Source organism: Azonexus hydrophilus (assembly GCF_001956855.1).
GTDB classification, from domain to species: domain Bacteria; phylum Pseudomonadota; class Gammaproteobacteria; order Burkholderiales; family Rhodocyclaceae; genus Azonexus; species Azonexus hydrophilus_A.
On the sequence record NZ_MTHD01000002.1, the window covers coordinates 14604 to 25812 of the forward strand.

The following is an 11209-nucleotide window of genomic DNA, read 5'->3' on the forward strand; positions in this document are numbered from 1 at the left end:
ATGGCTGCGCTGCGCGCCCACCGTGCCTGGAAGATCCTGCTGATCGGAATCCTGACCGGCTTGCTCACCTGGCTCTTTTTCAAAGCCGGCGAAATATCGCCGGAGGTGCATCATCGCTATACCCGCACGCTGCATCAGTTCCAGCAGTTCGACGAGCAATTGAATTCGAAGGTAGTTGCCAGCTACGCGGGGCTGGTGCAGAACTATGACGGGATGGCCTACTATCTCGGCCGGCTGCGCGAAACCGGCGTGAAGTTGAGGGAGATGCCAGCCTGGCTCGATGCTGGCGACCGTCAGCGGATCGAGGCACGGATTCAGGCGCTGATCGATGCCGGGCAGGCGAAAGCGCTCGATATCGATCGCTTCCAGCGGGCCAATTCGGTCCTGCGCAATTCCACGCTCTATCTGCCGCAGGCGGCCGATGCCTTGCTGGCCCGGCCGGCCTGGCCGCAAGCGGATGCCTTCGAGGACTTCATCCGGCGCCTGATCGGCTTTGGCCTGACCCGTACGCTGGATGACGCCGAGGCCGCCAGTCTGCGCGACAGCCTGGTGCGGCTGCAGGCAGACGGGGGAGGAGATGAAGCGCGAAGGGAAATGAAGCAGGTCCTGGTCCATGCCGAAATCATCATGGCCCGCGGGCCGGAGGTTGCGGCGCTGGTCGACCGGATCATCCGGGCGCCGACCTCGGTGCTGCACGAAGATCTGGCGCGCAGCTATCTCGATGCTTACCAGACGGCAGCCGCCACCGCTGCTTATTACCGCACGCTGCTCTACGCCATCTCGATGTTGCTGGTCGGCTATGCGCTGTATGCCCTGTTCCGCATCGAGCGTGACCGGCGGGCGCTGTTGCTGGCGCATGCCGACCTGGAGGCGCGTTACGAAGCCCAGCGCCGTGCCGAAGACGAATTGCGGCTGTACGGCACGGTCTTCACCCATGCCGCCGAAGGCATGACGATCACCGATGCCGATTCGCGGATTGTTGCGGTCAACCCGGCATTTTGTGCAATAACCGGCTACACACCCGACGAGGTCATCGGGCGTACGCCGGCCTTGCTCAATTCGGGGCGTCAAGGCGAAGACTTCTACCGCAAGATGTGGATGTCGCTGCGCGAAACCGGCCAATGGCAAGGGGAAATCTGGAATCGCCGAAAGGATGGCGGGATTTTTCCGGAATGGCTGTCGATTGCCGCCGTGTCTGACGATGGCGGCGAATCCGGTCACTATATCGGTGTCTTTACCGATATTTCGGAACGCAAGCAGAGCGAGGCGCGCATCCATCACCTGGCGCACCACGATGCCCTGACCGGTTTGCCCAATCGTCTTTTGCTGGAAGACCGGATCGAGCAGGGTATCCTCAAGTCGAAACGGGGCCAGCGGCAGATGGCGATCATCTTCATCGATCTCGATCGCTTCAAGAACATCAACGACACATTGGGTCACGCTGTCGGCGACACGCTGCTGATCCAGGCTGCCCAGCGCGGACTGCACGTGCTACGCGACACCGACACGCTGTGCCGGCAGGGTGGCGACGAGTTCGTCGTCGTGCTGCCGGAGCTGGAAAGCCGGCAGGATGCCGCACATGTCTGTCGCAAGATACTGTCGGCGCTGTGCCAGCCGTATTTGCTGGCAGGGCACGAACTGACGGTCAGCGGCAGTGCCGGCATTGCCCTTTATCCGGAAGATGGCGAAACGGCTTCGGAACTGTTGCGCAAGGCTGATGCGGCGATGTATCGCGCCAAGGAAGAAGGGCGAAACACGTTCTGCTATTTCTCGGCGGAAATCAACACGGCAACGCTCGGCGAATTGCTGCTCGAGAACGATCTGTTCGGCGCGCTGGAGCGCGCCGAACTGCTGATGTACTACCAGCCCAAGGTCGATGCAGCGGATGGCCGGATTGTCGGCGCCGAGGCGCTGATGCGCTGGCGCCATCGCGAGCGGGGGATGATCTCGCCCGAGCAGTTCATCCCGCTGGCCGAGGAAAATGGTTTGATCAATGCTTTCGGGGAATGGGCGATTCGCACGGTTTGCGCGCAGCAACGCGCCTGGCTGGATGCCGGGCTGCTGGTCGTGCCGGTGGCAATAAACGTCTCTGCACAACAGTTTGCCCAGCAGGATCTACCGAACATGGTGGCGCATGTACTCGCCGAATATGGCCTGCCGCCGCAACTGATCGAACTTGAACTGACCGAGTCGTTGCTGATGCGCAATTCGGCGCGGGCCGCCGCCGTGTTGCAGACGCTGCGCCGGATGCACGTGCAGGTGGCGATCGACGATTTCGGTACCGGCTATTCATCGCTCAGCTATCTGCGCCAGTTTCCGGTGCAGTCGCTGAAGATCGACCGCAGTTTCGTCAGCCAGATCGGCGAGCATGGCGAGTCGGTGCGGCTGGCTTCGGCAATCATCGCCATGGCGCATGAGCTGGATCTGTCGGTGATTGCCGAAGGCGTCGAAAACGAAATTCAGGCGCGTTATCTGGTCGAGCATGGTTGCGACCAGTTTCAGGGCTATTTGTACGGTCGACCGCAACCGGTCGATGAATTCGGCGCCTTACTGGCCGGTCGGCAACTCGACCACGCCGCCTGAGTCGGCCCGGCACTGGCGACGCAATGGCGCGGCCGAACCATCGCGGCTGCGTGCCCGCAATTGTCCGCAGCCGCCGTCGACGTCCTGGCCGGCCGACTGGCGGACGGTCGTGCGGATGCCACGGGCGTGCAGGTAGTGCGCCAGTTCGGTGACGTGCCCGGTCGACGGCCGGCGGTAATCGAGCGCAGCCGTCGTGTTGTACGGGATCAGGTTCATGATCGCGTACTTGCCGGCGAGCAGGCGGACGATGCCGTCCATTTCGGCAAAACTGTCGTTGACGCCTTCGAGCAGCGTCCATTGATACTGGATCGGGTAACCGGTGCGGCGAGCGTAGATTTCCGCCAGCTCGACCAGCTCGGCCGGCGTCAGGGGCGGCGCCTTCGGCAGCAGCCGGGTGCGCAGTCCGGCGTCAGTGGTGTGCAGCGACAGCGCCAGTGCCGGGACGACGCGCTGCTGCGGCAGACGCTCGAACACCCGCGGATCACCGACGGTCGAGAAGACCAGGTTCTTGTGCCCGAAACCGCCGGCGGTGCCGAGCAGATCAATGGCGTCGAGCACGTTGTCGAGATTGTGCGAGGGTTCGCCCATGCCCATGAAGACCACCCGGCGCAAGGTCTGGCGCTGGCGGGCGAGCACCACCTGAGCGACCATCTCGGCGCTGCCGACCTGGCGCAGCAGGCCGTCGCGGCCGGTCATGCAGAAGGTGCAGCCGACGGCGCAGCCGATCTGCGTCGAGATGCAGACACCGTCGCGCGGCAGCAGTACGCTTTCGACCGTCTGGCCGTCGCCCAGTTCGACCAGCAGCCGGGCGCCGTCGTCGCCCGGGTGTTCCGAGACGACGCGGGCAAGGGCGGCCAGTTTGTCGGTCAGTTCCGGGAGTGCCTCACGGATCGCCAGCGGCAGCCAGTTTTCTGAGGCCTGCCGGCGGGTGCCGCTGTCCAGCGGCTTCGCCTGCAGCCAGGCGCGCAGCATGCGTTCCTCGTGCGCCGGCTTGGCGCCGAGCGCCCGCAGGGCCTGGCGGATATCGGCCAGCTGCATGGAGTGTGCGATCAGGCGCCGGCTTCGGCGGTCGGGGCGGGGGCGGCGGGCGGCGGTGCCTGACGCTTGGCACGCTCGGCGGCGCGCGCATCCATCCAGTTCTTCCAGGCGATCATGCAGCCGAGCAGGATGAAGGCGCCGGGCGGCAGCAGGCCGAGCAGGAAACCGGGATAGGACTCGGGCAGCACCTGGATCGGGCTGAGGCCCGGGAAAACCATGTCGATGCCACCGAACAGCATGCCGCTGCCGAGCAGTTCGCGCATCGCGCCGAGCACGGCCAGCGTCCACAGCAGGCCGAGGCCCATGAAAATGCCGTCGACCGTCGAATTCAGCGGCGGATTCTTGGCGGCGAAGGCTTCGACGCGGGCAAGCACGATGCAGTTGGTGACGATCAGCGGGATGAAGATGCCGAGTACCACGTAGAGTTCGTGCAGGTTGGCGTTGAATAGCAGGTCAACGACGGTGACCAGTGCTGCAACAATGAGGATGAACACCGGGATGCGGATTTCGTGCGGAATGAAATTGCGCAGTGAGGCGACGGCGACGTTGGCCAGCGCCATCACCAGAATGGTCGCCAGCGCCAGCATCACGCCATTGACGATGTTGGTACTGACGGCCAGCAGCGGACACAGGCCGAGCAACTGGCCGAGCGCGGTATTCTGCTTCCACAACCCGTTGTGGGCGATGGTGGTGAATTCGTCGCGGGTCATCGGGCGGCTCCTCCTTCTGAGAACAGTTGCTCGCGCCGGATGTCGGCCCACAGCACGGCCTTGCGCACGGCCTTGGTGATCGCGCGCGGGCTGACGGTGGCACCAGCGTGGTAGTCGATCTGCCCGCCATCCTTGCGCACGCGCCAGGCCTTTTCCGGGGTGCCGCTGACCGACAGGCCGACGAACTGGCCGATCCAGGGTGCTGCCTTGTTCTTGTCCTTGCGCGGATCGATGTAGTCGCCCAGCCCCGGTGTTTCCTTGTGCTGGGTGACGCGTACGCCGGCCAGCGTGCCGTCGGCACGCAGCGCAATCAGCAGCCTGATGCGCCCGGCATAGCCATCCGGGGCCGCCGCTTCGAAGACCAGCGCCGCCGGCTGTCCGGCCTTGCGTGCGCGGTAAACCGTGCTCGGCTCCTTCAGGCCGAGTTCCGGCGTGGCCGGCAGGGTCAGCGTGTCTTCGAGCAGGCGGTTGTCGTAATCGGCCGCCGGCAGCACTTCGTTCAGCAGTTTCATCTTCTCTTCGAGGGCCGAAGCCTCGATCGCCGGGCGGGTCCAGTTGTAGGCCGCAGAGAGGAAAGCGGTGAATATGATGACGAAAACGAAAAGGATCGCTGCGGTCCGCAGCGCCATCGCGGGGGCGGTGAATTCGCGCGGGGTGCTGCTCATGACTGCCTGCCCTTCATGCCGAAAATGCGCGGTTGGGTGAGCTGGTCGATCAGCGGTGCCGACAGGTTCATCAGCAGCACGGCAAAGGCGACGCCGTCCGGGTAGCCGCCGAAGACGCGGATGATGTAGGCGAGCAGGCCGGCGGAGAAACCGAAGATCAGCTTGCCGCGCGGTGTCGTGCAGCCGGAAACCGGGTCGGTGATGATGAAGAAGGCGCCGAGCATGGTGCCACCGGACAGCAGATGGAAGACCGGGCTGGCGAAGCTGGCCGGCTGATACAGCCAGAGGGCTCCGGAAACCAGCACCATTGCCGCCAGGAAGGCGACCGGCGCGTGCCAGGTGACCAGCTTGCGCCGCCACAGCCACAGACCGCCGAGCAGGTAGCCTGTGGCAACCCATTCCCAGCCGCGCCCGGCGAAGTTGCCGTAGATGTCCTGGTTGGCCAGCAGGTGGGCGATGTCGATCTGGCCTTCGCCCAGTTTCAGTGCCGTCTTCATCGCATCCAGCGGTGTCGCGCCGGACAGCGCATCGACGCGCGGGGCCAGGCCGAGGATGACGTTCAGCTGGTCGAGCAAGGGCATCTGCAGGCCGACGCTCGGCCATTGCGACATCAGGGCCGGGAACGAGACGATGCAGGCGGCGAAGGCGACCATCGCCGGATTGAACGGGTTCTGGCCGAGGCCGCCGTACAGATGCTTGGCGATGACGATGGCGAACAGCGTGCCGGTAACGACCAGCCACCACGGCGCCAGTGGCGGGAAGGTGAGGGCGATCAGCCAGGCAGTGACGATGGCCGAACCGTCGGACAGGAACATCGCCAGCGGCTTGCCGCGCAGCTTCAGCATCGCGGCTTCGGCGGCGACGGCGGTGAGCGAGGCGATCACCAGCTGGACCAGGATCGCCGGGCCGACCAGCCAGGCGTAGGCGGCGATGCCGGGAATCAGCGCCAGGCAGACCTGGGTCATCACCTGGCTGACGCTGGCATCCTTGAGCAGGAAGGGGGCGGGGGCGAACATCATTCGGGTTTCGTTTCGGTAGTCGTGGCCGGCTCGGCGATACCGGCCTGCTGGCGACGGGCTTCGATGTCGGCCATGGCCTTTGCCTGTTCGGGCGTCAGGTCATCGGTATTTTTCACCTGGGCGGCTTCACGCTGGGCCTTGGCTCGGGCCATGGCGGCTTCGATGGCGGCCTTTTTTGCTGCCTGGGCCGGGTCGACCGCAACATCCGGGGCTTTGTCGGCCGGCGGTGCGTCGGGGGCATCGCCGGCGGCTGCCGCAGCCGCAGCTGCTTCCGCCGCTTTCTTGGCGGCCTGGGCGGCGGCGGCCTTGGCCAGCTTTTCAGCCTTCTCGGCCTTTTCGCGCTCTTCGCGGAACTGCTTGAATTCGAAGCGCGTCTTGGCTTCGTCGGCGGCCTTCTTCTCGCGTTCGCGCGCCCAGATTTCGCTCTTGGCGAAACGGAAATACTGGACCAGCGGAATCCGCGACGGGCAGACGAAGGAACAGCAACCGCACTCGATGCAGTCGAAGATGTTGTATTGCTGGGTCTTGCCGAAATCCTTGGCGCGGGCGTGCCAGTACAGCTCGAACGGCTGCAGCTCGTGCGGGCAGGCGCGGGCGCAGGCGCCGCAGCGGATGCACGGCATTTCCGGTGCCTTCGGCGGGAACAGGCGCTCGGAATGGGCGATCAGGCAGTTGCTGGTCTTGACGATGGGCGCGCTCTCGTTGGGCACCAGGAAGCCCATCATCGGCCCGCCCATGATGATGCCGTCGGTGTCCGGATGCGGCTGCGCCAGTTGCAGCAGTTCGTTCATCGGCGTGCCGATCAGCGCCTCGACATTGTGTGCCTGACGGACATTGCCGGTCAGCGTGACGATGCGCGAAATCAGCGGCTCGCCGTGGCCGATGGCGCGCCAGGCGGCGTAGGCGGTACCAACGTTGAACACCTGGACGCCCATGTCGGCGGTCGACCGCATCGACCCCGGGACTTCCTTGCCGGTGAGCACGCGGATCAACTGCTTGGCGCCGCCGGCCGGATACAGCGTCGGCACGGCAACGACGGAAAATGCTTCATTCTGCGCGTCGACCGCAGCACGCATCGCGGCAATCGCTTCCGGCTTGTTGTCCTCGACGCCGATGATGACGCTTTGCGGCTTGAGCATGTCGCGGAAGACCGCGATGCCGCGCACGATGTCGTCGGCGCGCTCGCGCATCAGCAGGTCGTCGCAGGTGATGTAGGGTTCGCACTCGGCGGCGTTGATGATCAGTTCAGCCATCGGCACCGCGGGTGTTGCGGTCAACTTGCCGTGGGTCGGAAAACCGGCGCCGCCGAGGCCGACCACGCCATGCTGCTGCAGGTAATTGCAGATGTCGGCCGGGCTCATCGTTGCGATGTCGGGCGGGCCGTGGGCGATCCATTCATCCTGGCCATCGGGTTCGATGACGACGCACAGCGAATCGAGGCCGGAGACATGCGGCCGGACATGCATGGCGACTTCAAGTACGGTGCCCGACGTCGGCGCATGCACGGCGGCCGACAGCCAGCCGTCGGCCTGACCGATCAACTGGCCCTTCAATACCCGTTCGCCGGCCTGGACGACCGGGCGTGGCATGCCGCCGATGCTCTGGTGCAGCGGCACGACCAGCCGCGACGGCAAGGGCGCCTGGACGATCGGCAGCGCGTTGGAGAGGGTCTTGTTGGACGGCGGCTTGACCCCGCCGTAGAACTTGAACAGCTTGTTCAGCATCACGCGGCTTCCTTGGCCGGCGCCGAATCGTGCGGCGCCGACTTGATCTCGATCACCGGGAATTTCCATTTCCAGTTGTCCAGCGTTTCCGGGATGACTTCCATGTGGATGCATTCAACCGGGCAGGGCGGCAGGCACAGTTCGCAACCGGTGCATTGCTGGGCGATGATCGTGTGCATCTGCTTGGCGGCACCGACGATGGCATCGACCGGGCAGGCCTGGATGCACAGCGTGCAACCGATGCAGGTGTTCTCGTCGATGATCGCCACCTGTTTCGGCTTCTCTTCGGCTTCGAGCGCCTTGACTTCGCGCCCGAGCAGGTCGGCCAGGCGCTGCACGCCTTCCATGCCGCCCGGCGGGCACAGGTTGATGTCGCATTCACCCTTGGCGATGGCCTCGGCGTACGGTTTGCAGCCGGGGTAGCCGCACTGGCCGCACTGCGTCTGCGGCAGGATGGCTTCGATTTTCTCGACCAGCGGGTCGCCTTCGACCTTGAACTTGATCGACGCAAAACCCAGCGCGGCGCCGAGGACGACGGCGCCTAGGGCCATGATGGCGATGGCGAGCAGGATATCCATTACTGGTACTTGTCCAGGCCGGCGAAGCCCATGAAGGCCAGCGCCATCAGGCCGGCGGTGATCATCGCAATGGCCGAGCCGCGGAAATGGCGGGGGACGTCGGCGCCTTCGATGCGCTCACGCACGGCGGCAAAGAGGATCAGCACGCCGGAGAAGCCGATCGCGCTGCCGGCGCCGAACAACAGCGATTCGACGAAGTTGTAGCCGTAGGCGATGTTGATCAGCGGCACGCCGAGCACGGCGCAATTGGTGGTGATCAGCGGCAGGTAGATGCCCAGCGTCTGCTGCAGCGTCGGCGACGTTTTGGCGATGACCATTTCGGTCATCTGGACGATGGCCGCGATGGTGACGATGAACGACAGCGTGCGCAGGTATTCCAGCCCGAACGGAATGAGCAGGAAATGATCGATGATGTAGCTCGACCCGGTCGCCAGCGTCAGCACGAAGGTCGTTGCCGCGCCCATGCCGTAAGCCGTTTCCAGTTTCTTGGAAACGCCCATGAACGGACAAAGACCGAGGATCTTCACCAGTACGACGTTGTTGACCAGCACCGCACCGACGAGGATGAATATGTAGTGGCTCATTGATTGGGGATGGAGCGAAGGCCGTCATTATCGGGCTTTGCGGCTGAGCAAACAACCGCGCGCCGTTTATGGCTTCATGCGCCTTTCTGTTGCAGGGCGCGGGCGACGGCCTGGCCGATTTCGGCAACCAGTTCCGGACCGCGATAGATGAAGCCGCTATAGACCTGGACCAGGCTGGCGCCGGCGTCGATCTTGGCGGCAGCGTCGGCGCCCTTGAGAATGCCGCCGACACCGATGATCGGCACTTCGCCGGCCAGCGCCGTCGATAATTTGCCGAGAACGGCAGTCGACCGCAGGAATACCGGAGCGCCGGACAGGCCGCCGGTCTCGTTGCCGTTCGGCAGGTTGTCGACGCCGTCGCGCGACAGCGTGGTGTTGGTCGCGATGACGCCGTCGAAACGATGCCGGCGCAACGCATCGGCAATCGCCGTGATCTGCGTGTCGTCGAGGTCGGGCGCAATCTTCAGCGCCAGCGGCACGTATTTGCCGTGCTGCTGGGCGAGCGCCTGCTGACGTGCCTTGAGTTGCGCCAGCAGATCATCAAGCGCCTCGTCCTTCTGCAGTTCGCGCAGGTTCTTGGTATTTGGCGACGAGATGTTGACGGCGACGTAGCTCGCGTCGTTGTAGACCTTGTCGAGGCAGGTCAGGTAATCGTCGGCGGCTTTCTCGATCGGCGTCGTCGCGTTCTTGCCGATGTTGATGCCGAGGATGCCGCCGCGCTTCGGGAATTTCGCCGCGCGCACGTTGAACAGCAACTGGTCGACACCGGCGTTGTTGAAGCCCATCCGGTTGACGATGCCCTGTGCTTCCGGGATGCGGAACAGGCGCGGTTTCGGATTGCCGTCCTGCGGGCGCGGCGTGATCGTGCCGATTTCGATGAAACCGAAACCGAGGCCGGCCAGCGCGTCGATGTGCTCGCCGTTCTTGTCGAGGCCGGCGGCCAGGCCGACCGGATTCGGGAAGCTCAGGCCCATGACCTTGACCGGGCACGCCGGCGCAGGCTTGGCCAGGATGCCGAGCATGCCTGCCGCCTCAAGGAAGGACATGCCGGTGAGACCGATGCCGTGCGCCTTTTCGGCGTCCAGCGCGAAGAAGAATTTGCGGATGAGCGGATAGATCATGGTGGCCGGCATTTTAGCGCAATTGATGCCGGTCGCGCCCGCCCGGAAGCGGCTGTTTTGCCTGTGGATTTCCCTTAAGCGCCGAATTGGCGCAGGCCGAGCAACACCGCCATGCCGACGATGAACGGCAGCCACGGGTTGCGCGACCATAATGCAGCCAAAACTGCGGCAATGCCGCCGCCGAGCTTGGCGTTGAGCACATCGACGCTGTCGCCGACGAGCAGCAGGTCGGGGGCGACGATTGCCGCCAGGGCGGCGGCCGGGGCGTAGCGCAGGGCGCGCTGCAGTGTCGCCGGCAGCGCGACGCGGTTGCCGAGGACGATGAAGCTGGCGCGCGGCAGCGTCGTCGCCAGCCCGATCAGGATGAAAATCAGCCACAGTGAGACATCGTTCATTGCTGTTTCCTCCGGTGTTCGACATGTTCTGCAGCAAAACCGGCGGCGATGCCGAGCACGATGGCGACGACCACGCCCAGGCGCAGTGGCAGGTTGCGCAACAGCGTTGCACTGCCGCCGCCGACCAGTGCTGCGACGAGCATCGGTCGGATGCGCGCCATCGGTACCAGCAACACGATCAGGGCGATGGTCGCCATGAATTCCAGCGACCAGCTTTTCGGCACGATGGCGGCGGCGTAGATGCCGAGCAGCGTGAAGCTCTGCCACAGCAGCCACGACCACAGCGATGGCGCCAGGTAATAGCCGAGCCGCCAGCGCGGGTCGTCGACATGCTGCATCCGGTCGACGCAGGTGGCGAACACGCCGTCGGTCAGCAGGTGGCCGGAGAGCCAGCGGGCCGGCAGGCCGACGCCACGAAAACCGGGGGCGATGGCGGCGCTGAAGATGACGAAGCGCAGGTTGAGTGCCAGCGCGGTGACGACGATCAGCCACAGCGGCGCCTCGGCGGCGATCAATGGCAGCGTGCCGAGCTGGGCGGTACCGGCAAAGACGATGATGTTCATGCCCATGGCTTCCAGCGGCGAGAAACCGGTGCTGGTCATCGCCATGCCCATGACCAGCGCCCACGGCACCAGGCCGACGGAGAACGGCAGGAAAGCGGCGAAGCCCTCGCGGGCGCCGAGCATGAATGAGGAATCAGAGGTGGCGGACATGGCGGCGAAGATACAACAGCTGGCAAACAATTTGTAACAGCTCGGATTGCGGCGACAACGCTAAACTGTCGCCCATGCG

General features: G+C 64.7%; 11 protein-coding genes. 1 reads left to right on the plus strand and 10 read right to left on the minus strand.

The annotated features are described in order from the left end of the window. Window positions 1-2583, plus strand: coding sequence for an EAL domain-containing protein (locus BJN45_RS04530; protein ID WP_076092599.1), 2583 nt, complete (start codon window positions 1-3; stop codon window positions 2581-2583). Here BJN45_RS04530 and BJN45_RS04535 read toward each other — a convergent pair. The 10 genes from BJN45_RS04535 to BJN45_RS04580 form a co-directional block, all read right to left on the minus strand. Then, window positions 2548-3621, minus strand: a complete 1074-nt coding sequence (locus tag BJN45_RS04535; RefSeq protein ID WP_076092601.1) for an RNA methyltransferase — start codon at window positions 3619-3621, stop codon at window positions 2548-2550. The genes BJN45_RS04530 and BJN45_RS04535 overlap by 36 nt on opposite strands. Window positions 3622-3632: 11 nt before the next feature. After that, window positions 3633-4331, minus strand: coding sequence for an electron transport complex subunit RsxE (rsxE, locus tag BJN45_RS04540; protein WP_076092603.1), 699 nt, complete (start codon window positions 4329-4331; stop codon window positions 3633-3635). Then, on the minus strand, window positions 4328-4996 hold the full coding sequence (rsxG, locus tag BJN45_RS04545) for an electron transport complex subunit RsxG (RefSeq protein ID WP_076092605.1): 669 nt from the start codon (window positions 4994-4996) through the stop codon (window positions 4328-4330). Before rsxG ends, rsxE begins: the two co-directional genes overlap by 4 nt. After that, the gene (locus tag BJN45_RS04550; RefSeq protein ID WP_076092607.1) at window positions 4993-6015 is read right to left on the minus strand and encodes an RnfABCDGE type electron transport complex subunit D; all 1023 of its coding nucleotides are present in this window, start codon (window positions 6013-6015) and stop codon (window positions 4993-4995) included. Before BJN45_RS04550 ends, rsxG begins: the two co-directional genes overlap by 4 nt. Then, window positions 6012-7739, minus strand: a complete 1728-nt coding sequence (gene rsxC, locus BJN45_RS04555; protein ID WP_076092609.1) for an electron transport complex subunit RsxC — start codon at window positions 7737-7739, stop codon at window positions 6012-6014. Before rsxC ends, BJN45_RS04550 begins: the two co-directional genes overlap by 4 nt. Continuing rightward, window positions 7739-8311 carry an electron transport complex subunit RsxB gene (gene rsxB / locus BJN45_RS04560; RefSeq protein ID WP_076094049.1) on the minus strand — a complete coding sequence of 191 codons (573 nt, stop codon included), beginning with the start codon at window positions 8309-8311 and terminating at the stop codon, window positions 7739-7741. Before rsxB ends, rsxC begins: the two co-directional genes overlap by 1 nt. 5 nt (window positions 8312-8316) lie before the next feature. After that, window positions 8317-8901 (minus strand): electron transport complex subunit RsxA, encoded by a 585-nt coding sequence (gene rsxA / locus BJN45_RS04565; RefSeq protein WP_076092611.1) that lies wholly within the window; start codon window positions 8899-8901, stop codon window positions 8317-8319. A 74-nt stretch (window positions 8902-8975) separates the two neighbouring features. Next, window positions 8976-10022, minus strand: coding sequence for a quinone-dependent dihydroorotate dehydrogenase (locus BJN45_RS04570; RefSeq protein WP_076094051.1), 1047 nt, complete (start codon window positions 10020-10022; stop codon window positions 8976-8978). A gap of 74 nt (window positions 10023-10096) precedes the next feature. Next, the gene (locus tag BJN45_RS04575) at window positions 10097-10417 is read right to left on the minus strand and encodes an AzlD domain-containing protein (protein WP_076092613.1); all 321 of its coding nucleotides are present in this window, start codon (window positions 10415-10417) and stop codon (window positions 10097-10099) included. After that, the gene (locus BJN45_RS04580; protein WP_076092615.1) at window positions 10414-11130 is read right to left on the minus strand and encodes an AzlC family ABC transporter permease; all 717 of its coding nucleotides are present in this window, start codon (window positions 11128-11130) and stop codon (window positions 10414-10416) included. Before BJN45_RS04580 ends, BJN45_RS04575 begins: the two co-directional genes overlap by 4 nt. Window positions 11131-11209 lie beyond the last annotated feature (79 nt).

Bases quoted from the DNA above. Each gene is read 5' to 3' on its own strand.
- BJN45_RS04535 (WP_076092601.1), bottom strand. From the start codon at position 3,621: ATGCAGCTGGCCGATATCCGCCAGGCCCTGCGGGCGCTCGGCGCCAAG.
- BJN45_RS04580 (WP_076092615.1), bottom strand. From the start codon at position 11,130: ATGTCCGCCACCTCTGATTCCTCATTCATGCTCGGCGCCCGCGAGGGC.
- BJN45_RS04530 (WP_076092599.1), top strand. From the start codon at position 1: ATGGCTGCGCTGCGCGCCCACCGTGCCTGGAAGATCCTGCTGATCGGA.
- rsxE (WP_076092603.1), bottom strand. From the start codon at position 4,331: ATGACCCGCGACGAATTCACCACCATCGCCCACAACGGGTTGTGGAAG.
- rsxG (WP_076092605.1), bottom strand. From the start codon at position 4,996: ATGAGCAGCACCCCGCGCGAATTCACCGCCCCCGCGATGGCGCTGCGG.
- rsxC (WP_076092609.1), bottom strand. From the start codon at position 7,739: ATGCTGAACAAGCTGTTCAAGTTCTACGGCGGGGTCAAGCCGCCGTCC.
- BJN45_RS04570 (WP_076094051.1), bottom strand. From the start codon at position 10,022: ATGATCTATCCGCTCATCCGCAAATTCTTCTTCGCGCTGGACGCCGAA.
- BJN45_RS04550 (WP_076092607.1), bottom strand. From the start codon at position 6,015: ATGATGTTCGCCCCCGCCCCCTTCCTGCTCAAGGATGCCAGCGTCAGC.
- BJN45_RS04575 (WP_076092613.1), bottom strand. From the start codon at position 10,417: ATGAACGATGTCTCACTGTGGCTGATTTTCATCCTGATCGGGCTGGCG.
- rsxA (WP_076092611.1), bottom strand. From the start codon at position 8,901: ATGAGCCACTACATATTCATCCTCGTCGGTGCGGTGCTGGTCAACAAC.